The sequence below is a fragment of the Kitasatospora sp. NPDC059088 genome (assembly GCF_042738155.1).
In the GTDB taxonomy this organism is placed as follows: domain Bacteria; phylum Actinomycetota; class Actinomycetes; order Streptomycetales; family Streptomycetaceae; genus Kitasatospora.
In genome coordinates this window covers 31910-52830 of the sequence record NZ_JBHYGR010000047.1, presented here as the reverse complement: position 1 = coordinate 52830, position 20921 = coordinate 31910, and the positions used below count along the sequence as shown (strand labels likewise).

General features: G+C 71.6%; 21 protein-coding genes and 1 pseudogene. 6 read left to right on the top strand and 16 right to left on the bottom strand.

The features are described from left to right. The first annotated feature begins 159 nt into the window (after window positions 1–159). Window positions 160–2388, top strand: a complete 2229-nt coding sequence (locus tag ACFWXO_RS22110; RefSeq protein ID WP_380525486.1) for a hypothetical protein — start codon at window positions 160–162, stop codon at window positions 2386–2388. A 397-nt stretch (window positions 2389–2785) separates the two neighbouring features. On the opposite strand, the gene ACFWXO_RS22105 is transcribed toward ACFWXO_RS22110, so the two are convergent. Further along, window positions 2786–3439, bottom strand: a complete 654-nt coding sequence (locus ACFWXO_RS22105; protein WP_380525485.1) for a hypothetical protein — start codon at window positions 3437–3439, stop codon at window positions 2786–2788. 130 nt (window positions 3440–3569) lie between these two features. Here ACFWXO_RS22105 and ACFWXO_RS22100 point away from each other — a divergent pair, with 130 nt between their 5' ends. Together ACFWXO_RS22100 and ACFWXO_RS22095 are read left to right on the top strand one after the other, a co-directional pair. Further along, on the top strand, window positions 3570–4220 hold the full coding sequence (locus tag ACFWXO_RS22100) for a hypothetical protein (protein WP_380525484.1): 651 nt from the start codon (window positions 3570–3572) through the stop codon (window positions 4218–4220). A 194-nt stretch (window positions 4221–4414) separates the two neighbouring features. Continuing rightward, the gene (locus ACFWXO_RS22095; RefSeq protein ID WP_380525483.1) at window positions 4415–4735 is read left to right on the top strand and encodes a hypothetical protein; all 321 of its coding nucleotides are present in this window, start codon (window positions 4415–4417) and stop codon (window positions 4733–4735) included. A 7-nt stretch (window positions 4736–4742) separates the two neighbouring features. Here the strand turns inward: ACFWXO_RS22095 and ACFWXO_RS22090 are convergent, their stop codons facing one another. The 3 genes from ACFWXO_RS22090 to ACFWXO_RS22080 form a co-directional block, all read right to left on the bottom strand. Continuing rightward, entirely contained in the window at window positions 4743–5276 is a 534-nt protein-coding gene (locus tag ACFWXO_RS22090; RefSeq protein ID WP_380525482.1) for a hypothetical protein, read from the bottom strand. Window positions 5277–5420: 144 nt separating this feature from the next. Next, the gene (locus ACFWXO_RS22085; protein WP_380525481.1) at window positions 5421–6209 is read right to left on the bottom strand and encodes a hypothetical protein; all 789 of its coding nucleotides are present in this window, start codon (window positions 6207–6209) and stop codon (window positions 5421–5423) included. A gap of 337 nt (window positions 6210–6546) precedes the next feature. Next, window positions 6547–8034 carry a hypothetical protein gene (locus tag ACFWXO_RS22080; RefSeq protein ID WP_380525480.1) on the bottom strand — a complete coding sequence of 496 codons (1488 nt, stop codon included), beginning with the start codon at window positions 8032–8034 and terminating at the stop codon, window positions 6547–6549. Between the two features lie 416 nt (window positions 8035–8450). On the opposite strand from ACFWXO_RS22080, the gene ACFWXO_RS22075 reads away from it, so the two are divergent. Beyond that, window positions 8451–9467, top strand: a complete 1017-nt coding sequence (locus tag ACFWXO_RS22075; RefSeq protein ID WP_380525479.1) for a type II CAAX prenyl endopeptidase Rce1 family protein — start codon at window positions 8451–8453, stop codon at window positions 9465–9467. A 168-nt stretch (window positions 9468–9635) separates the two neighbouring features. Here ACFWXO_RS22075 and ACFWXO_RS22070 read toward each other — a convergent pair whose 3' ends face one another. Together ACFWXO_RS22070 and ACFWXO_RS22065 are read right to left on the bottom strand one after the other, a co-directional pair. After that, window positions 9636–9842 (bottom strand): hypothetical protein, encoded by a 207-nt coding sequence (locus ACFWXO_RS22070; protein WP_380525478.1) that lies wholly within the window; start codon window positions 9840–9842, stop codon window positions 9636–9638. Between the two features lie 299 nt (window positions 9843–10141). Further along, entirely contained in the window at window positions 10142–10489 is a 348-nt protein-coding gene (locus ACFWXO_RS22065) for a hypothetical protein (RefSeq protein WP_380525477.1), read from the bottom strand. A gap of 285 nt (window positions 10490–10774) precedes the next feature. On the opposite strand from ACFWXO_RS22065, the gene ACFWXO_RS22060 reads away from it, so the two are divergent. Then, window positions 10775–11359, top strand: coding sequence for a hypothetical protein (locus tag ACFWXO_RS22060; protein ID WP_380525476.1), 585 nt, complete (start codon window positions 10775–10777; stop codon window positions 11357–11359). A gap of 297 nt (window positions 11360–11656) precedes the next feature. On the opposite strand, the gene ACFWXO_RS22055 is transcribed toward ACFWXO_RS22060, so the two are convergent. Beyond that, window positions 11657–11998, bottom strand: a complete 342-nt coding sequence (locus ACFWXO_RS22055) for a hypothetical protein (protein WP_380525475.1) — start codon at window positions 11996–11998, stop codon at window positions 11657–11659. Window positions 11999–12205: 207 nt separating this feature from the next. Beyond that, on the bottom strand, window positions 12206–13816 hold the full coding sequence (locus ACFWXO_RS22050; protein WP_380525474.1) for a hypothetical protein: 1611 nt from the start codon (window positions 13814–13816) through the stop codon (window positions 12206–12208). Between the two features lie 488 nt (window positions 13817–14304). Here ACFWXO_RS22050 and ACFWXO_RS22045 point away from each other — a divergent pair. Next, window positions 14305–14835: pseudogene (locus ACFWXO_RS22045) on the top strand (glycosyltransferase family 2 protein); the annotation flags it as partial. A gap of 13 nt (window positions 14836–14848) precedes the next feature. On the opposite strand, the gene ACFWXO_RS22040 reads toward ACFWXO_RS22045, so the two are convergent. The 8 genes from ACFWXO_RS22040 to ACFWXO_RS22005 all read right to left on the bottom strand — a co-directional run bounded on the left by ACFWXO_RS22040 (window position 14849) and on the right by ACFWXO_RS22005 (window position 20856). Continuing rightward, window positions 14849–14980 (bottom strand): hypothetical protein, encoded by a 132-nt coding sequence (locus tag ACFWXO_RS22040; RefSeq protein WP_380525473.1) that lies wholly within the window; start codon window positions 14978–14980, stop codon window positions 14849–14851. 586 nt (window positions 14981–15566) lie between these two features. Further along, window positions 15567–16496 (bottom strand): non-homologous end-joining DNA ligase, encoded by a 930-nt coding sequence (gene ligD / locus ACFWXO_RS22035; RefSeq protein WP_380525472.1) that lies wholly within the window; start codon window positions 16494–16496, stop codon window positions 15567–15569. Between the two features lie 96 nt (window positions 16497–16592). After that, window positions 16593–16793 (bottom strand): hypothetical protein, encoded by a 201-nt coding sequence (locus ACFWXO_RS22030; RefSeq protein WP_380525471.1) that lies wholly within the window; start codon window positions 16791–16793, stop codon window positions 16593–16595. Window positions 16794–17297: 504 nt separating this feature from the next. Continuing rightward, the gene (locus tag ACFWXO_RS22025) at window positions 17298–17582 is read right to left on the bottom strand and encodes a helix-turn-helix domain-containing protein (RefSeq protein ID WP_380525470.1); all 285 of its coding nucleotides are present in this window, start codon (window positions 17580–17582) and stop codon (window positions 17298–17300) included. Between the two features lie 30 nt (window positions 17583–17612). Then, complete coding sequence (locus ACFWXO_RS22020; protein ID WP_380525469.1) at window positions 17613–18119, bottom strand: NUDIX hydrolase; 507 nt, start codon at window positions 18117–18119, stop codon at window positions 17613–17615. Further along, window positions 18116–18973: a sugar phosphate nucleotidyltransferase gene (locus ACFWXO_RS22015; protein WP_380525468.1), complete on the bottom strand. Its 858-nt coding sequence runs from the start codon at window positions 18971–18973 to the stop codon at window positions 18116–18118. Before ACFWXO_RS22015 ends, ACFWXO_RS22020 begins: the two co-directional genes overlap by 4 nt. A 588-nt stretch (window positions 18974–19561) precedes the next feature. After that, window positions 19562–19897 (bottom strand): helix-turn-helix domain-containing protein, encoded by a 336-nt coding sequence (locus ACFWXO_RS22010; RefSeq protein WP_380525467.1) that lies wholly within the window; start codon window positions 19895–19897, stop codon window positions 19562–19564. A gap of 119 nt (window positions 19898–20016) precedes the next feature. After that, window positions 20017–20856: a sugar phosphate nucleotidyltransferase gene (locus ACFWXO_RS22005; protein WP_380525466.1), complete on the bottom strand. Its 840-nt coding sequence runs from the start codon at window positions 20854–20856 to the stop codon at window positions 20017–20019. Window positions 20857–20921: the final 65 nt, after the last annotated feature.

The window sequence follows — 20921 nt, the reverse complement described above, 5'->3', positions numbered from 1 at the left end:
CGTTGTACGGGGCGGGTACTGACAGGCCGTCGCCGGCCGGCTCTTCTACGGGCTCCCTCACGCCGCCCCACAGCTGGCTGCGCTTCCGTGCGCGGTGTGGGGGCATCCCCCAGGCCGGGATACTGGTCACCTTGCCACCCTGTCGCGAGCGAGGCCTTGATGTCAGCCCAGCACGACCCCTACAGCGCACTCACCGACGAGGCCGAGTTCTACGACCTCCCCGGCGAGAGCCTGGAGAAGATCCTGCCGCCGTTCGAGGCCGGCCTGCTGATGGCCGCCGGGCGCGCCCTGGCCGTCCTCACCTACCGCGACGCAGCCGCGCACGGAGACACCCCGTTCGACCGCCACGCACCCGGCGCGGACGGCACCGTCCTCGCTCTGCTGCCCCCGGCATGCGACACCCAAGGGCGCGCCTTCCGAGCGGGTGCAGCACGGGCGCTGTGGGACCTGGCCGACGACATCGCCGGAGGCCTTGCGCCGGTACCGCGCTGCGGGGCCGAGAGCTGGGCGCTGGAGGTCATGCTGGAAGCCGCCCCGGCACTCTTCGCGGCCAGCGACGACGAACTCGGCGCGCTGGGGGTCGCCGTGCCGCAGGCAGCCGAAGAGCGCTCCTACCGGCAGCCGTACTGGGAGGAGGCGTGGCAGCTGGTCGTCGACGACGCCAAGTACAGCATCCCCGAGGCCCGGTGCCCTGCCGACGGCGAGGACGCGGAGGAGGAAGAAGTTCCCGAGCCCGAGGGCGGCTGGGACGCACCGATCTACTGGTTCTCCCCGTACGGCATCGCCCACCCGCGCGGTGCCGACCGCGGGCACCCGGCCTGGGCGCAGGACCACCTGGACGGCGGCCTGCTTCTGGCCCCCGCGCCGCTGACCGTGAAGCGCGCGGCCGAACTGCTGCGGCTGGGCGAGGCCAAGCTGCGCCCGGAGGAGTCGGAGAAGGAGGACGAGCGGAGGCGGTACTTCGACCCGGAGGCGGACTGCGTGCTCACCCCGCTCGGCGCCCGGCTCCTGGCGGCCGCGGCCGACCAGCTCGCCGAGATGGGCTGGGAGGACCTGTTCGAGCACGGCGACCGCGTCTACGAGCGCTCCGAGGACGAGGACGACTGGCTGACCAACGAGTCGTTCCTGGCCTGCCTGCCGGCGGTGTGCGACGGCCACGGCGCAGCGTGGCGCATGGCCATGGTCCAGGCGGTCGAGAACCTGCGGGACGATCTGCGGGCCGGACGGGCGCCATCCGCGACGTGCACGGCGGAGGAGCTAGCGTTCCACCTGATCGTCGGTCAGGCGAGGGAACTGTTCGACTACCTCGACGACGAGGACTACGCCGCCGACTACGGCCTGCCCACCGCGGACCAGATCAGCATCCGGCACCGCGCGTTCGACCTGTACCTGGAGACCTACCTCCAGGACTGGGACGTGCTGATGCACTTCGACGAAGACCTCCAGCACGTCGCGGCCGATCCGGACCACCCGGCCAGCCAGCAGCTCGGAACCGGCGACCTGCGCCCGCGCGCGTGGTTCGTCCCCTTCAACAACGTCCGCCCCCGCCCGCCCCGCCCCCTGAGCCCGGAGATCCTGGAGCGGCTCGCCGCGGCAGACCCAACGGCCTTCTTCACCAGCACCGACATCTCCGCCGCAGCGGAAGCAGACCTCGACGCCGGGCTGCCGGACGGTCTGCGGCAGGAGTTCGAGACCTTCGTCGGCCTCGCCCAGCACCGGTTCTTCGACGAACCGTGCGCCATCGCGATGGCCGCATCGCTGGAGCGGCTGCTCACCGCCTTCTTCTCCACACCCTCCGTGGTGCCCGGGCGCATCTGGCCCATCAACTCCCGGGCGACGGCCCGCACCGCCGGCTGGCTCCTCGTCGACCACAACTTCCAACTGCGCGGGCAGACCAAGACCTGGCGCCTGAACTCCGACCGCACCGACCAAGACGCCCGGACCTGGGCCACCGACCTGCTCCTGGACTGCGCGAACTACATCCTGGCCAACTACCGCCGCCACCCGGCCGCCCTGCTGGGCGACCCCGAGAGCCCGCCTCCGCCCCCGCTCGACCCCGATCTCCCCGAGCTCCTGGAACAGCGGCTGAGCACGCTCAGCCGGGACTACACCGCCGCCGGAACCCTGCGTCACCGCATCGACCGGCTCAGCCTCACCCCGCAACAGCTCGCCCAGGCCGCTCTCCTGCCCGAACCCCTCGTCGCCTCCTGGCTCAACGGCGACGCGGCCCCCTCCCCCTCCCAACTCATGCGGTGCGCCCCGGTCCTACAGGTCTCCGAGGACGTCCTGCTCGATGCGCTCGCCGGCAAGCGCGCCACGGCGTACTGGCCGCTGCCGCAGCCGCCAGCGGACCGCCTCGGGCGTCCCGGCGCCCCCACGGACATCTGATTCCTCCTGCCGGAGGGTGGCGCGGCGGCTGCTCCCGGGGGACGGCCCCGGCTCCCCGGTGCAAAGAATCTTGAAAACGCCCGTGGGGTGTCCGGGGAGCAGCGACCTACAAGGGCGCGGTGGAAGCCCCTGCAACCGGGCGGCCGGGCGGGGCACCGGCCGGTATGACCTGAGGGAGTGGAAGCAGCCGGTGGCCGCCGGGTACCGGCTCCGCTCACGCTGCCCCGTTCACACAGTGAGGTCGACGGCAGGGACGGGCCGCACGCCGGCCAGGACGGCCGTGCCGTCGGTGGTCAGCTCCGCGCGCCCGTCCGGGCCGGAGGCGATCCAGCCGGAGGACGGCGATGGGAGAGCGGGGAGCCCGTACGGCGCTGATCGGGCCCGGCAGCGCGGCCCGTCACACCGCGGCGGTCTCCGGAGCCGGGGCGCTGTCGGGAAGCAAGGGGATGAACCCGCCCGGCAGGTCGAAGCCCTGTTCCCAGAACCAAATGTTCACCCGAGTACCTGCTTCGCCGAGGTGGTACTCCACCAGGGAAGCGGACACGCAATCCTGACGTTCCTTGATCTCCTGGCACTCCTTGCTCAGGAACCGGCTGGCCCAGGGCTGGCACCGCGCCTCCTCCGACAGCGAGACCTGCAAGGCGTCCAACGCCCGGAGTTGGTCCTCCAGCAGCACCAGGTGATGGCCAACCAGGGCGTGCACCGCCGCAGTGTCCTCCGGCTCGCCGCGCTGCCGGAGTTCCTCGACCTTCGGCGGCGGCATGGTCAGCCGGTCCCTGGCGTCGATGTAGGCAGCCACGGCCTGGCGGTACTTGGCGGGCACCTCGCGGAGTTCGCCGAACTCCGGTGCCCAGGAGGACTGGAAGAGGTCGACGTGCCAGCCTACGGTCGAGCCCCTCAACCGGTATTCGGGGTCGCCGATGCCGACCGTGTAGACGTCCGGGCCGACGCGACACCAGTGTCCGTCGTTCCCGAAGACCTCAGCAAGGGCTTCGTTGACCTCCGCCAAGTCGTCCCCCCAGGAGTGGACGAATTCCTGGGAGGCGGTCACGATCGGGCGCCCCTCGAAGGCAGGGCCTGGAAGAAGCGGGATGTCGGTCATGGTCTGGTCATCGGCCTACGGCATAGCGAGCTTGAACGTCACCGCGCTCCGGGGCCGACTGTCGGACGCTCCCCCTAGGATGAGGCAAGCGCCGTCCAGGCGGCACGCCTCCGCTGCCCAGCGGAGGAGTTGGCACGCCCACGGCACCGGTGGGCCCAGAGCCCGGTACAGCGTCACCACGGACTCCGACGGCGCCGAGGTGGCCAACAGCCATCTCGCGGAGGCCACTGCTCACGGGGTGCCCGAGAGCCGCCGCCCAGCCGGCCACACCCACCTGATCCGCGACAACTCCACGGTGTGGCTGACCCACCGAGGAGGCCGCCAGCTCACCGTCCTCGGGGACACCGCCCTCGCGCAGTTCGCGGTCTCCACCGACGGCCGGCAGCTCGCCGCCTGGCGCAGCGCCCGGGCCGAGGAGGACCGGAGGACGGCCGAGCTCACCGCCGTGCTGTACACCTCCTGGGGCCGAGCCCTGGTGGCCGAGCGTGAACAGCTGACCGGCCGGGTGGCCGGGCTGTGCGACGCGGACGACGCCCAGCGCGCCGCGGCCCACGCCGATCCCGGCGGCGATCCCGGCCACTACTACCGCCACCTCCAGCCCGCGAACGAGCAGGCCATCGAGGCCGCGCGCAGCGCGGTCGAGGCCTTCGACGCCGACCACCCCGAGATCGTGGCGGCGCTGGCCGACAAGGGGGACGCCGACGTACTCCGCTTCCTGGACAGCGACTGACTCCCCGTCTCACCGGCACCGTCGGCCGCTGCCGTGCCCCGCATCGGTCAGGTCCCGGGACGGCCGACGGGGTCCGACAGCGGTCGCCGGTGGTAGATCTGGGCTGTCCGGGTGATCTTGGCGAACCGGGGCGCAGTCCGCCGGGTTGGGCAGGGCACCTGCCGCCCGTCTGGCAGCAGACCCTGGGAGGGACAATGCGTCACCTGAGCCGTACCGCCGTCGCCGCGACCGTCGTTCTGGCCGTCCTATTCGGCACCAGCGTGGCCGCGCAGGCGGCCGCCAGCCGCCGCGAGATGACCCGTAACGTGGACGGGTGCTTCGCGTACTCGTACGACCCGGGTTGGTGGTCGACCACGGTCTACTACCACAACCGCTGCGACGACGCCCATTGGATCAAGATCGTCTGGAAGTGGAGCGGCCTCAAGGCGTCCCGGATCCACGTCGAGGGCGACGGCAAGGGCCACGAGGAGCGGCGCAGCGAGCCGGCCGAGGTCTACGACGACGGTCGCGCCTGACCGCTGCTCAGCCGGCTACGGCCGGGCGGAACGTCGGCTGATCAGGGTCGGCCCAGTCGACTTCGCGGACACTGTCGCGTGCCCAGGCCCGCCAACCGTGGATGCTCACGTCGAAGTACCCGGTGAGGGCGACCGTGAGCACCTTCGACGGACGGCGCTGGTCGTCCCGCTCCAGGACGGCGGTCACCGGCAGGCCGTCGATCACGGCGTGCCCGGCGTGGACGACCTGGGTCATCCAGCCCGCCGGGGTGTCCATCTGGAAGTAGGGCGGGTCGCCCGACTCGCTCTTCCACGTGAAGATGACGCCCGGCTCAGACCATGCCTTGCCGGTCACGACCAGCGCGGTGGGCACCGGCGGGACGGCGCTCGGATCGTGGCCGGGGAGGGCTGAGCCCCGCCAGGACTTGGCGTACACCTCCACGAGACCGTCCTCGCGCATCCCGGCCAGGCAGGCTTCGAACAGCCTGGTGATCCTGGCGGTCACGGCCTCACCGATGGCCTGGCGTGCCTGGCCGGCCGTCATGACTACCGCTCGCCCCACCGCGGCCTCCTTCCCGTCCCCGGCGTCCGGCCGGCTCCGTGCTCACCGTAGCGAGCCGGCCGAAGCCGCCGCGGGGGATCACCCGAACGAGCGGCGCGCACCGACAGGCCGGGCGCGGTGGCCTGCCCGGCCCGGGCCTGGCGGTCAGGGCCTGGTCCGCCGGGCGGCCTGCCACTGGGCGCAGAGGGCGTCCAGCTCCTTCCGCAGGGCGGCCAGGCGCTGCTCGGGAATGCCCCAGCAGGTCCCGAAAACCAGATAGGGGCTGGTGAGGAAGGGCACGAAGCCGACCTTCGCCCAGGTCTCCTCCAGGCGCTTGCTGGCGTGCTTGAACTGGTCGAAGGTCAGGTCGTCGGTCGTAATCGGGGCGGGGTGGAGAAGGACGGCGCCGCAGCCGCCGTTGAGGCGGTCGATCGCCTCGGCGGCCAGGATCGGCCCGAGGCCGAAGCCGCGCCACGGCCCGGTGAGCTCGGCGTGGTCGAGGACCAGGAGGTCGCTGCCGCCGATGACCATGTCGGCCAGGTCGGTGAACTCCTTGCTGTAGTCGTTCCTCTCCTCGTTGAAGATCGCTTCGGCGATTTCGTAGAGGCCTTGGGTCTCCTCTTCCATCGCCCAGAATGGGTTCATGCCGGCGCCCCAGCGGATCCGGTAGAAGACGAACTCACCGACCAGGAGCCGATGCGGGCAGCCGTCGTCGTCCGCGGTGGCGGCGCTGGCCTGCTGCACGCCCGCCCGGCGGTCGACGCAGGCAGCGCATGCCGGGGTGGGCTCCAGGCCGAAGTGCTCCCCGATCCGGGCGCTGACGGTCCAGCGCTCGATCGTGCGGTCGTGGGCATGGCTGCGCAGCGGCGTTTCCAGCTGGTAGGTCAGGCCGATGGCGGAGGGGCTGGCGGGCAGCTCGGTGATGGGTCGCCGGGCGGCCGCGGTGGTGGTCACGCCGTCGAGCGTAGTGAGCGCGGTGACGGCCCGGCGGGGATTCCGCCTGGTCTGCGACTGTGCCGCCCGTCCGGGTGATTTATCCCTTGCGTACACGTACGCGGAGAAAGGTGTATTTGCTCAACTGTTGCCGATCTGCGCGCCGCAGCCCGTTCGCCGGGCCTCAATCGGCTGTCCCCGATCCGATGACACCGCCGACCCAGCGGCGCAGCAGGCCCAGCGTCGTCTCGCCGCGCAACCGACGCTCCGTCACCCCGATCTGGCCGGTGCGGTGACGGAGCCCGGCCCCGCTTGACGGGGACTGCCCTGTTGTCGGCCTTTGCCCGACAACAGGGCTTTAGAGCATGTCCGCGGCCGCGTTCTCCGAGGCCGGCTCGCCCGGGTAGCCATCGCGGAGAACCTGGTCGACCTCGTCGGCCAGGGCCCTCGGGTCCTGCCAGGACGCCTTGGCCTCCTGCGTGTCCCACGGATAGGTCCCGTCCCCGGAGCAGCCCGTGCGCGCCGTGTTGGCGGACGTGCCGCCCGGCAGCAGCCAGAAGCTGTCGCCTGCCCGGCGCTCGGCGGCCCAGGCGGACGCCGCCTCGGACAAGACGACCTGGACGCCGGTGGCCTCCTCGGCCCCGATGGTCCAGCCCCTGGCCCGGAGCTGCGCGGCGACGAGGGCGTAGTTGTCCCCGGCCTCGAAGTGCGGACCTTCGGCGACGGCCGGGTACGGCGGCTTCCAGGGTCCGCCGCGCTGCTGCATGAGGGCACGCTCGCTGTCCGACAGGCCGTACCACCGGCGCCGGGCCTCGCGTCGCCCGGCGTCGGTGAGCCGCAGGTGCGCCCGGGCATCGTAGGCCTTGCCGTTGACGAGGCCTTCGATCATCGCTGTCCCTGACCCGTTGACCAGGTCGAACCAGAAGTAGCCGTCCTCCTTGCGAACCAGCCGCCAACCTTCGGGCCACGTCGCCGGCACCAGCCCCCACATGTCTGCGGTGGCCGCCTCCTGGACCTCGACGCCCAGCAGGCGGAGGGTCTGGGTGGTCTCGCCCTGCCCGGTGATCCTCTTCGGGAGCAGGTGGGCATCCATGAACTGCTGGAATGCCTGCTCTTGCCTATTTTTCAGGTCCGACACCGTGTCGCCTTCGGGGTCGTAGACGGCCAGAGGCGCGAACACCGCTGAATTCCTGTTGGCTCGGCCCCTGACCCGGCTGTTCCGGACATGGAATACGCCGCCGACCGCCAGAAACGACCACAGAATAATGCCCCAAGTCGCGATGATTCCGGCCAAAAGCAGCAGAAACGCGAGGATGCCCGCGGCGACTCGTACGGGGAAGAGCAGGTGCCCGTCCGCCACCACGCCCAGGCCGAGGCCGAGGCCCGCGATGCTGGCCGCGTCGGCTGCCAGCGTTGCCGTCAGAGCGGTGACCGCCAGCCCCAGCATCGACTCGGTGTTGAACAGCGGTCGGCGCAGCTCCAGCGCGGTCCAGTGGCCCCAGCGGCAACGGCGGCAGGTGCAGCGGCGCCGACCGCCCAGATGGGGGTCGTCGGCGCCGAAGACGGCGGCGGTGGACAGATATACCGCAAAGGCGGCAAGAACAAGCGCGAAGAGCGCGGGGAGAATCGGATAGAGATCGGAAACCCTCAGCACAAGTCCGAAAGCACCCTTTCCCGGCAGAGCTTCGGCATGCCATTCAGAGAGGGCGAATGCGACGGTACTGCTGAGAGCCGCCAGCAGCACTACGCCGGTTCCGACTACAAGAGACTGACTGACCGATACCGGAACAAAAAGGTCGCGGCGCCAGGCAAACGAGACCCAGCGATTACGCTCATCGGTGACCACAGCGCTCCCTCGGATTTCGGCTGCGCCCAGCATGCCAGGCGTCCCACTACCGACTCAACGCGGCCGCGACTGCCGGACCGGCAGCCAGCACCGCTCGCCGGGCCGCTGGTCGAACACTCAGATGACTCGCGACGGGACCATGGCCCGAGCCGCGCCCGAGCGCGAGTCAGCGGCGCTGCCGTCGTCCGCCAGCGCAGTGACCGTGCGCCGGGCCGACCTGCTGGTGGTTAAGCGGGAGCCGCGAGGCCCGACGTTCGAGCGGGCACGCAACACCTCCCACCCTGGCGGTCGCCCGGCGCTGCTACGCTGCCCGGACCGCCGCTCGCTGCCTGATGTGCCTTCACCGACCAACCACCGCCGACAGCAGCGGCCCAGGGACGGCCTGCTGCGGGCACGGCGATCCGGAGGGGGTGGGCATGCCGTTCGTGCAAAGGCTGCTGGGGGCACTGCCCGACCGCGAGCCGCTCCCCCGACCTCGCGCGGGGCAGACGGGACGAGCGATCGCCTGGTCCTTCGCCGGCCCCTTCGCCCTCTCCTACATGGCGATCACCATCGGGGCGGCCTGGCCCGGAGCACAAGCAGCCGCCTCCGGCGCCGCCCCGAGCCAGGGCACCAGTACCGCCGCCGCCATGCTCTGGGCATCCACCCTGTGGCTGTGGCTGTCCCTGCCCGCGTGGCTGACAGTGGGCATCGCGGAACGGGCGCCATCGGTAGGACTTCCCCGGTTGTCCGCGCGGCAGCTGCTGTCCGCCTCCTGCTCGGTGTTCTGCCTGGCGGAGGCCCCGACGTTCATCGTGCAGGTCCTGTTCGAACTCGCCCGAACCCACTCCCCCGCCCTCGCCTCATACTCCGGCGGCAGCGGGGGAAGCACGCTCCTGGGCGAGTCGGTCTCCTCCGTGGCGGCCGGCATCAGCGAGGAGATCGTCGTCCTGGTCCTGCCCCTCCTGGCGGCCTGGCGGATCGGCGAGGTAGTCACGGACGCCCGGCTGCGCCGCTTCGGCCTGGCCGGGCTCGTCGTCGTCCTGACGGCGGCGCGGCTGTCCTACCACCTGGAGTACGGCCTGGCCGCGATCCCCCTCGTGCCGTGGGCGGTCGTCAGCGTGCTGCTGTACCGCCGCTCGCGCGCGGTGCTGCCCCTAATGGCCGCTCACGCGGGCTTCGACATCGTGCTGGCCTTGGTCAACCGGGTCGCTGCCCGAGACGGCTTCGCCGCGTCGGTGGCGGCGTTCGCCGCTGTGACCGCGGTCGCGCTCACCACCGCGCTGGGGCTGTCCGGTCGAGGCAGCCGGAGCGTCGCCCCGGCCCCAGGCCTTGCGTCCCGAGCGGGTTCACCAGAACGACGTTCACGGCCGGACCCCGCTGCTGCCCGACCCGAACCAGCTCGCGAAGTACGTCGTCGCTCGGGTGCTGGGCCAGCAGCCCCTCGGCGTTGATCGTCAGAGCTACCCGGGCTTCCGGGTAGCTCTGACGCCGAGCTTCCGCGCCTCAATCTCCCCCGGCCACCCGAGCTTCGGCAACGTGCTGCCGAAGCTCACGAAGGCCCTTGCCGGACGGCGCGCCGCCGGGTGCCCGACGGCCGACTTCGGGCACCCGGCCTGCCGTCAGTCCGCCGTCTCCGTCCGCTCCTCCAGGAGCCCGTCGATCAGCTTGCTCGCGGCCACCTTGGAGAGGTTGCTGATCTGGCCGACACCGCGCTCGCGCTGGGTGAGCCAGGGCTTGGCCCAGCTGCCCAGCCACTCGTCACCGATGCCGGTTTCGCGGATCAGCAGCCGCAGGTACCCCAGCTGCTTGCTGGTGATGTTGTCCATGAACGCGCGCTCCTCAGGGATTTGGGCAGCGAGACGGCACGCCCGTCTCGCGATGGTGCCCGGTGCCCACGGCCCGGGAGTGGCCCCTCATCCGCCGACGGTGGCGATGGTGCGATGGTGCCCCGGTTCGTGCCGGGGAGAAGTCCGTCCGAGGGGTGCTGGACGGCGCGAGGTCCAGCACCCGCACAGCGTAGACCGGCCCACCGACAACGCCGCCCGAACCCGCGCAACGGGCAGGCCCGAGGCCGCGACGATCTCGCGGACGGACCCGGTACGGACACCACCTCGGGAGTCCCCGTCTACCCGGCCGCACCGGGCGAAGCCGGAATCGCCCGGCGGACGAGAGCCACCGTGCCCTCCGGACTGAGCCGACGCCCGTGGTATCCGACGGCTGCACTGATCATGATCAGGAGGTGCATGATCGCCGTCCGGCGCAGCTCGGTCGTGTTCGCGGCCCACACCTCGCCAGCGGCACCCCGGCCCCGCACCTGGTAGGCGAGCTTGAGCATCAGGACCAGGGCGACATCGAGATCGGGTTGGGCGGTTCGAGCGGTGAGACGCAGCCGGTCGGCGGCCTTGTCCGCCGGCAGCCCGTAGGCGGGCCGCGCGGCAAGCGGAGCGAGCAGCAGGCAGGCGTCCTTCCACATCGCCTCGTCCCCTTGCGCCTCCAGCTGGGCGATCAGCCAGTGGCCCGCCTCCGGGCGGGCATCGAGACGGCGTCCCCTACCGCCATGTCGACGAGGTCCTAGAGGCGGAGGCTGGTGCTGCTCATCCTGGGACCGTACCTCGGCCTGGCTGTTCGGCGACCGCTCTCGACGGCGGCCTGGATCGCTCTGGCCCGGCCGGTTGTCGCTGCCGCTCCATAGAATCCGGTTACCGGCCGGCTGGTGGCGGGTACGTCCTGGGCTCTCCAGGTATTCGAGGGAGATCACGTGGTCCTGCCGGGACTTGCCATCACCTTGGGGTGGCTCTTCGTCGTCTCCTGCGTTGCTGTTGCCGTGGCACGGGCCCGCGGTGGTCGGATGTGGGAGTTCTCCCCCAGCCCGGTCGAGAAGATCATGTGGGTCGCGGTCGTCCTCGTGACCGGGTGGATGCTCCCCTACATCTACGCCAACGCGGGCATCACCAGGGGCACCGTGTCGTGGTGGCTGGGACTCTGCCACGCGGCCCTGGTACTCGTCGGCCTCCTGACGATCGGGCGCCTCATGTCCCGGGTCCAACGGGGCATGCGGTCGGACGCTCTGCTCACCGAGTTCATCACCGAGGTCATGCCGGTGGTGGTCACCGCTCAGCGGCGCTCCGGGACGCAGGGGGCTCCGCTTGTCGAGGCGGCCCGAGATGCCCTGCGGGAGGGCCAGGGCCGCAGAGCACTGCGCGACCTTGTCGAGGTACGGGTGCTGGTTGAGGACGCGAACCTTGCTGAGCACGCGGGGTGGGCGAAGGTCAGCGAGCAGATCGCTTACTGGGAGAGGTGCTACCTCCAGCGGCATCCGGACCGAGAAGGCGGCCGTCGGTAGGAGGTCCCGAGGTCTGATCCGGGCCCTGAGCCGAAGTGCCTGGCAGACTGGCGATCATGACTGAACGTCGCCCGCTGTGGCAGCCCTTCTCCGATCCCGCGGCAGGACTCCCGGAGAGGGACGAAGATCGGGACCGCCAGCTCGCACCGGTGGACTGCTCTCCGTTCCAGGAGGCAACGCCCGTTCCTCCGCGTCCTGTGCCGGTTCCCGGAACCCGCCGACCGCTCGGTCCCGGCGGCCGGCAGTTCTCCGCCCCTGTCCCGCCCGGAACCACGTCCGACGGATCGTCGCCCGCAGTCAGGCGCAGTGCGGCGCCCAGTTCGCGACGTAGCGGGTGACGACCTGCGGTAGGAAGTCCGCGTAGTACCCGGGTTCGGTGGCGTCCGCCCCGGAGTGGATGACCGGGGGTTGGTCTAACTCGGCAGTGGTGCCGCGCTCAGCCCCGGCCTCCACTATGGCCTTGTGGTGCTCGTGTGCCAAGCTGGCTGGGATCGGCGGCGGCAGGAAATGCCCGCCGACGTTGCCGAACTCGCCCCGCGTGACGCACCACACCGTCATGTCCTCGGGGGCGGCGGGCACCCCGACCTCCTCCACCAGTTCCTGGGCCGCATGCCGTGGCAACGCCCCGGGGTCGAGCACCCCCGTTCCTCGGACGACAGCAGCGCGCAGGGCGCGAAGGGCTCAACAGCGGAGTCGGTTACTGGATCATCGTGTTGGACCTGGCGCCTCCTTCCGGGGAGGGCAGTTGAGGGAACGGCGCCACGAGTTGCTGGGATGTTCGTACCCGTTCGGAAGGCCGGTGTGCCAGACAGGGCGGAGTGCGTGATCGAGGGGCAACCGGGCGGGTCAGTTGGTCATGGTGTTGGTGAGGTGGGCCCCGATGTACCCGACGACCAGTTGGGCGGGGATCCTCTGGGTCTTGGCGTCAAGGAAGTGGATCCGTGGGGCGCGACCGCCGTTGTCGAGTTTCAGGTGGGGTTTCATCTGCGCCCATCCGGACGGATCGACGTCTCTGGGCACGGGGAAGCGCCGCTCCTCGCCCCAGCGGCCCATTGTCGTGCGCGATTCGTTCATGCCGAGTTGTTTGTGTGACCATCCCGCGGTGCCGGGGATGCCTGCCGAGCAGAATTGGTAGAAATTGCCCCGGAAGTCGCTGCTGAGCGCGTACGAGTTGAGAGCGCGCAGACCGTTCCACGCTTTTGCTGCCCAGACTCGGGCCCGTTCGGACTCGTCCAGGGCTAGGGCCTTGGCCTGATCCGCCGTGACGAGAACGCCGGGGAGCTCGCTCAGGCGGCCCCAGAGCTCCTCGAAGGACTGCGGCACTCCTGCCTGCTCCTCGACGACCACTGCGTCCTCGTGGCGGCCGACGGTGCGAAGGCGGGCCCGCAGGAGCTCGACCTCCGAGTGAAGGCGGGCGACGTCGTCCAGTGCCCGAAGGCCGTCCTCGACGTCGCGCAGCCCGGTGGCGGTTGCGTCCTCCAGCTGCTCCTGGAGAGCCGCGATCGTCCGGGTGGCCAGGTCGGCGTTGCGGCTCGCCTCGCGGAGGTCCACGTCGGCTTGGGCCAGCAGCTCGGTGAGCAGCCCGATTTCCGCCCTGAGGGACGCGTTGTCGATTGCGCTTCGATCGGCGGTCAGGGCGGCTCGCCGGTCGGCTTGGTGGGCCACCGAGACGTCGGGGAAGGCCAAGTGCTGCAGAGGCGCCGGAAGGACGGTGTCGCTGGCGGCCTGCTGGGCGCGCTTGGCGATGCCGCGCCACGAGGTGTCACCGGGGTCGCTCATGCGGGCGTAGGAGATGAAGCGGTGGCGGGCGGCGTCCGGCACCCAGGCGGGGTCGACCCCGGGCAGGAAGGTTCGCACCGCCCCGCAGGACACCCGATGGTGCTCCCCTACATGCTCGCGGAACGCTTTGACGGAGGCGACGTCGCGCAGCAGGTACAGCGAGGCGGCACCCGCGCAGTTCGGCATGGTCTCGCGCATCCGGCTCGACCAGAGACTGTCCGGGCGCAGCGGTCGGGCGGCGACGATGACCGGCAGCTGCCGGTCGGGGTCGCACAGGACGTGCAGGAGCGGTTCTATGTCGGTGCCGACTTCCTGGGCGTGAAGGGTGAGTCGGGCGAGCCCGTCATGTGGGCGTAGGGCGGTAACGAGCTCGCGGACCAGTCGAGGGCGCCCGGGGACCACGGTGTGTCCGGGGTTGGCGAAGGCCTCCAGGAGAACGGAGACCGCCGAGGATGTGTGGTCCGGTGCGGTGGCGGTGACGGTGGTGCGCCACGTGGCGTTGCCCTGCTCCTCGCGGAGCTGGAGCCTGATCGACTGCTCGGTGCCGGCGCTGTCGTAGATGACCTGGGTGGTGAGGGTTGCGCTCTGGGTCAAGCGGTGGTGCCCGGAAGCCGTGGGGGCCATGCCGTACTTGGTGGTCAGCCACTCGGCGGTGATCCGCCGGACCGTGGGGAGCACGAGCTGTGGGGTGGGAAGGGCGAATGCGCAGCGTAGTGTTCTCGATACAGAAGTCAACTTCGCTTCCCGGCAGGGGCTATGGGCGCGTGCCCAAGGCATGCTAGGCGAGTGGGGCCGGTCCGGGAGCGGTGGTTCACTCGAATAGGGGAAATGCACGGAAGTGTTCGCCCGGTCTTGAATCCGCACCGTACGGGGGTCTACTTCCCGGGGCGGCCGAGCTGGCGGACGTTCCAGCCCGCGTAACGCCAGCGGTCGGGGTCGACGGTGGTGCACAGTCGACCAGCACGGGAGTGGTTGCCCAGGACACTACCGGGTGTGGCAGGGGCTGTGGGACCGGTCCGGGGTCAGCTAGCTCGCAGCGCCGGGGCGTGGCGCGGACCGTATCCGGCGTGGAGGGGGTTCGGCCCGGCGGCGTTGTCGCCCTCGCAGGCACCCTCGACTCCCTGAGGTGGCCCGTGCGGACCGGGTAGCCGGCCCTGCCTCACACGGTGGGCGGCCGTCCCGCTCGGGTCAGACGCCACACGGTTCGCCAGCTCATCGACCGACGGTCGCCATGGCCGTCTCGCAGGCCTTCGGCCAGGCCACGGAACCAAGGTGCCCATGCGTTCTCGGTCTCCATGCTCGAACGCATCGGCGATTGGGCCGGCGAATTCTTCTTCGGACACGAGGAGAGCGACCTCGCGTGGCGGGCCCTGGACGACGGCTGGGGCATCCTCTACGAACCCGAGCTGGTCCTCCAGCACCCCGCGACCTCCGCGGCCCGCCACGCCAACTTCTACCGCTTCACCGCCCGCAACCGCGTCTGGCTCACCCGCCGCCGACTCCCCCTGCTCCTGATCCCGGTGTCCCTGGGCTTGCGGGCCTTGCTCACCATGGCCCGCATCCGGTCCGTCAGCGGGGCGAAGGCGTGGTGGGGCGGCTTCTTCGAGGGCTGGCGCACTTCATGCGGGCCCCGCCAACCGATGAGTTGGCGAACGGTGTGGCGGATGACCCGTCTCGGACGGCCCCCGTTGATCTGACAGGCGGCGCCGGTCAGCGCAGCGGTCGAAGGTGCCGTTCGGCGGCCGGAGGCTGTTCCTCCAGGAACTGAGCCTGGAACTCGGACATGCGCCGCTCCAGCGAGCGGTTGTTGTCGCGGGCGGCTGCGAGTCCCCCGTGATCCACCGGGCCGGCAGTCTTCCGGAAGGGACCGCTCAGTGAACGGGCCGCGCCGCTGGTTCGGGCTCCACCACTGGCAGATGTGCCCGGCCACGGCACCCGCAAGCCCCGGCTGGAGCTCTCGTGATCCCGTCGCCACCAGCGTGCTCAGCAACTCGATGAGCGCAGTCGTGCACGCAGAACGCGAGGTCCGGCACGTCCGCTGCACTCAGTCCGCGGTCCTGTGGCGCGCAGCCACAAGTGCCAGGGGGTGGAGTCCTGACCGAACGTCGGCGGCCGGCACGGGGGTCCCATGCCGGCCGCCGACGTTCGGTTCCTGTACCTCAGGCCGTCGGTCGGCCGTTCCAACCAGAGTCGGCTCCGCCCCAGGAGGAGTCGACGTCGACGGTGAGGCCCCACGTGGAGTCCGCCGCCCGGCAGCCCCAGATCGTGTCCGGCACCGCACCCCACACCGAGTCCCTGCGTCCACGAGTAACCACGACGACAACCTCCCAGGTAGAGCATGATCGGGGCGCACCACTCTAGGCACGCCCGCCTCTCACGTCACTACCTGCGTGCTGCCGGTTCCGCAGGACTCGCCACGGCGGCGTGGTCAGCCCCGCAGGCCCCTCCACACCGGCTGGCGCAGCTGGCCGCGCTCGGTGATCTCCAGGAACTCGACCTCGGCGTGCAGCTCGGGGCGTACGAACCTCACTTCGGTGCCGGGCGGCAGCTCCAGGGCCCGGCCACCGGCGGTGAACGGCGACGCGGGGGCGGCGAGGCGGCGCAGCGTGGCCGCGAGGGCGCGCCGCTCGGCCCCGGTGAAGCCGGTGCCGACCGAGCCGACGTACTGCAGGCGGCCGGGTGTGGCTTCGGCGCCGGCCAGGACGGCCCGCAGGGTGTCGCCGTGGGGGCCGCCGGGCAGCCAGCCGCCGATCACGACGTCGGCGGTGCGCAGGTGCTTGAGCTTGATCCAGTCGCGCGAGCGTGTGCCGGGGGCGTAGAGCGAGTCGGTGCGCTTGGCGAGGACGCCCTCCAGCTGGTGTTCGCGGGTCCATCCGTAGGCGGCGGCGACGGAGTCCCACGTCGGTGGGACTCGTAGGCCCGGGCGGTCCAGCTCCAGGTTCTCCAGGAGTTCGCGCCGGCGCGCGTACGGCTCGTTGAGCAGCGGGCGGTCGCCGAGGTGTAGGAGGTCGAAGGCGATGTACAGGGCGGGTGCGGCGGCGGCGCCGGCCAGGACGGTGGCCGGGCGGGTGCGGTGGATGCGGCTCTGCAGGGCGGCGAAGGAGGGGGCGCCGCCGCGCATGACCACGATCTCGCCGTCCAGGATCAGCGGGCCGCGGACCTCGGTGAGCGCGGCGGCGAGCTCGGGGAAGCGGGCGGTGAAGTCGGTGCCGCGGCGGCCGAGCAGCCGCACCGGGGCGGCCTCGGGGATGTAGGCGACGGCCCGGGCGCCGTCCCACTTGGCCTCGCCCGTCCACCCGGGCCCGGACGGCAGTGTGCCGGCCGTCGCCAGCATCGGCTCGACGTGCGGCAACCTCACCTGTGCGGATCCTCGGGGGCCCATGTCCTCCAGGGTGCGGCCGACCGGCCCGGGCGGCCTCCGGGTGCTGGGAGGGTTGGCCGCGCCGAACACGGGCTACCCGCGGTCGTCCGCCGGTGTGCCTGGCGCGATTCCGAGGAAGTAGGCGATGGCCTCCGGTGCCTGCTCGGCCATGGCCTGTCGCTCCTCGGCCGTCGGGCGCTCGCGGTCGAAGCACCGCAGCGAGCAGGCCAGCCAGGGGTTCCAGGGCGCCGACCGGCCGCAGACCGGGCAGACCATCGTCGCCGCCTTGGCCATGGCGCACCTCCACCGCCGAGCTGTCCCTTTCTCCACCGTAGGCCGTTCGAGGGGTGTGTGCAGCTGACGTTTGGCCACTCGAACGTTTGCTCTAAGGCGGCCCGCCCGGCTGACCGCGTGGCGGCGCCCTCCGGCCACCACCGACTGGATCGCCCACGTCCGCTGGGGCCCGAACGGGCCGGGATCGGGCGAGGAGGCCTGGGCCTGATTTGACCGGCCGCCGTGTCGGACGGCCGCGTGGTGGCGCCGCCGGCCCGAGCGGGTAGGCGGAGTCGTCCGCATGGTCACGGCCGTGAACACCGCCACCGCTGTGACCCGCAGGAGCGTGGCTGTCAGCGTCGACGGGTCGTCGGAGACCCCGGCGCCGGCCACCCGGGTGTTACCCCCGCCGCCGGTGGGCCGGATCGGCCCTGCATGCGCGTCAGCGCCGCGGCCACGGCCTCCACCTGCTCGGCCGACACCGCTTGGCCACGCAGGGGGCGTCGGGCAGGTGCGACATGCTCACTACCGGAGCGGTCGCGGACAGATCCGCTTCCAGTGGCGCCGGAGCGAGGTCTGGCACCCACTCCTCCAGCAGCGTGAGGGCGCGCCACTCCTGTTCGTGCTCGCCGTCGGTCGGTGCTTGGCCAGGGGTCGGCGGCCGGACTCCCAGCTCTGCACGGTGCCGAGGTCGCGGCCGACGTCTTCGGCGAAGGCGGTCTGGGTGCGCGGGATGCTCTCGCGCAGGAGGCGCAGCAGGTAGCTGGAGACGACTCCGACTTCCGCGCGGCTGCGTTCCCGTGGTGCCATCCGCGTCCCCCTGGGTGTGGTCGGTGCGGGTCAGCGCCAGCTGTACGTCCGGTCGTGCATGGGCGGCAGCTGGACGGGGACGGTGGTGTCGGTGGCGAGCCCGGCGAGGGCGGGCCCGGCTGCGGGGTACAGGTGCAGGTCCGCGGCCTCGGCGAGCGGGATCCAGACCACGCGGGTGGTGTCCTCGGCGTCCTGCTCGGTGGCGGCGACGTGGTCGCGGATCGAGTCTGGGGCGTCGAGGACGTAGATGAGGTGCAGGCGCCGGAACAGGGTGTCGGTGCCTGGCCGGGTGTTGGCCTGGTCCTGGACCCAGCGCAGGGCCGGCGGGGCGGCCATGCCAGCGACGTCGAGGTCGAGCTCTTCCTTGAGCTCGCGCAGCAGCGCGGACAGGATTTCCTCGTCGGCGCCGACGATTCCCCCCGGGAGGGAGAACTGGTCGCCGTCGGCACGGCGGCGGTGGATGAGGCAGACCTCGCCGCGGTTGACGATGGCGACGCAGGTGCGGATCGGGACGGCGGGGGTGCCGGGGCTGGTCACGCGGTCACCCCCGGGATGCTCAGGCCCTGGACGCGGGCGGCGGCCACGCTGGCGGCGAGCAGCCCGGCGGGGCTGCCGCAGTCGTGGTACTGGCCGGTGACGGGGTGGATGAGCAACTCGTGGTCGCGGGCGAAGGCCGCGATGGCGTCGGTGGCCTGGTACTCGCCGCTCGGCGCGGGGAGCAGCTTCTCGAAGTAGCGGATCGCCTCGCCGGGCAGCAGGACACGGCTGATGTTGATGAAGGCCGTGGGCCGCTCGTAGACGGTCGGCTTCTCCAGCAGGGTGTCGAGGATCCGCACCGCGTTGCCGGGCCCGGTTCGTGGGTTGAGGATGCCGTACCGGCTGGCCTGGGTGCCGGGGACGGTGGCGGCGGCGATCGCGCCCGGGGCGTGGGCGGCGGTGCGGGCGGTGGCGAGGTCGGCGAGGTCGGAGCCGCCGTCGGTGCGCAGGAGGAGGTCGTCGCCGGAGACGAGGAGGACGTCGTCGTCGCCGATGAAGTCGGCGGCCAGGATCGTGGGGATCGCGGTGCCGTAGCGCTCGTCGCGGGGCTGCTCGATGAAGGTGAAGTCCGCTTGGCGGTGGATGTCGGCGACGGAGTTGTACTTGTCCTGCCAGCCGCGGTCCGCGCAGTATGCCTCCAGCTCGCCGTCGTGGCTGAGGTAGTGGCGGATCTGGCGTCCGGCTTCCCCGGGGGCGGTGACGATGGCGATCTCCCGCGCTCCGGCCGCGAGGCAGTCGGCCACCGCGTAGGCGATCACGGGCCGGTCGAGGACCGGCATCATCGCCTTCGTGATGGTCTTGCCGATGGGGAAGAACCTGGTGCCCATGCCGGCGGCGGCGATGACGGCCCTCACGCGCTGAACCTCTTCCGTCGGTGCTCGGTAGACGTGCCAGTCTACGCACCCTTTGCACCGATTTCGTGAGTTCGCTGGTGGGCGCAGCTGAATGCTGGCGTGTCGTCAACTCGGCGGGACGCCAGTCCGATTGGCACTGGCGTCCCCTGGCGGGTGGTGCGGCGGGTCAGCGTGGGGCGGGAACGATCACCACGTCGGTGGGCGTGCTGGCGGCCGCCCGGGCGAGGGAGCCGGCCGCTTGGCGAACGGTGTGGCGGATGACCCGTCTCGGACGGCCCCCGTTGATCTGACAGGCGGCGCCGGTCAGCGCAGCGGTCGAAGGTGCCGTTCGGCGGCCGGAGGCTGTTCCTCCAGGAACTGGGCCTGGAACTCGGACATGCGCCGCTCCAGCGAGCGGTTGTTGTCGCGGGCGGCTGCGAGTCCCCCGTGATCCGCCGGGCCAGCGGTCTTCCGGAAGGGACCGGTCAGTGAACAGGCCGCGCTGCTGGCAGGGCGTACGAACCTCACTTCGGTGTCGGGCGGCAGCCTCAGGGCCCGGCCACCGGCGGATCGTCGCCGCCTTGGCCATGGCACACCTCCACCGCCGAGCTACCCCTTCCTCCACCGTAGGGTCTCCAGCAGCCGGTACGTCTCCTCGGCCATCCCCAGGAGGGCGGCCGTCTCGGCGCGGCTGTGGCCGGTGAGCACGCGCAGGTGGACCAGGCGCTCCCGCCCGATGGTGCGCAGGTCGGCCGGGGCGACGCCGACGGCGGCCGCCAGGAGCGCCAGCACCTCCGGCTTCGGCACACGCGTCCCGGCGAGGAACAGGCTCACCGCCCGCTCGGTCACCCCCACCGCACGGGCGATCCACGCGACCGAAGCGCCGGCGGCGGCGCGGGCGGCCCGCAGCTTCACCGCGTCGAAGCCGTACGGCGTGAAGCTCACCCCGGTCTCCTACCCGGCACCGGACCAGGAATTCCGTTCAGGGTGAACGGACCTCCACCCCGCTGCCCCGCGGAGCAAGCGGCCCCGTGTGCGGTAGCTGGCGGGGCCGCTGCTCTGTTTCAGGCCGCGCCCGAGATGACGGTGTTGGCCGCGTGCAGGCCTGCGGGGCTTCCGCAGTCGTAGAAGGCCCCCAGGACCGGGTGGACCAGCAGGTCGTGGTCGTGGGCGAAGGCGGTGATGGCGTCGGTGGCCCGCAGTTCTCCGTCATCCGCGGGCTGGACAGCGGCGAAGTAGGGCAGGGCGGTTGCCGGGAGCAGGGTCCTGCTGATGTTGATGTGCGCGGTGCCGTGCTCGCGGTCGCCGGGGTTCCAGGCCCGCACCGAGTCCATCAGGGGGTGTTCGCCGGCGTGGGGGCGGTGCTGGATCACTCCGTAGCGCAGCGGGTGGTCGGAGGGTTGGACGGCGACGGCGATCGCGCCTGTGGTGTGGGCGCCTCGGCGGGCGTTGACGAGGTCTGCCAGGTCCGATCCCTGGTCCAGGCGCAGGAGGAGGTCGTCGCCGGAGGCGAGGAGGAAGTCGTCGTCGCGGATCCACTCGGCGGCGCACAGCGGGGGCAGGGCGGTGCCGTAGTGGCCGGTGCCGCGCGGCTGCTCGATGACGGTGATGTCGGCCGCGAGCGGGCGGGCGATCGGTTCGTACTTGTGCTGCCAGCCGCGGGCGGCGAAGTAGCGCTCCATCTCCGGGTCGGGGGTGAGGAAGTGGCGGACCTGGCGGGTGCACTCGCCGGGTGCGGTGACGACGGCGATCCGCTCGGCGCCGGCGGCGATGCAGTCGGCGATGGTGTAGGACAGCAGGGGTCGGTTCCAGACGGGCAGCATGCACTTGGGGATCGTCTTGCCGATGGGGAAGAAGCGGCTGCCGACGCCGGCAGCGGCGATGACGGCGGTGAGTCCGGGCATGGTCCACCTCTCGTGAGGCCGAATGGGGCGGATGGTCGTGCGCTGGTCCTCGGGGGCGGGGCGGA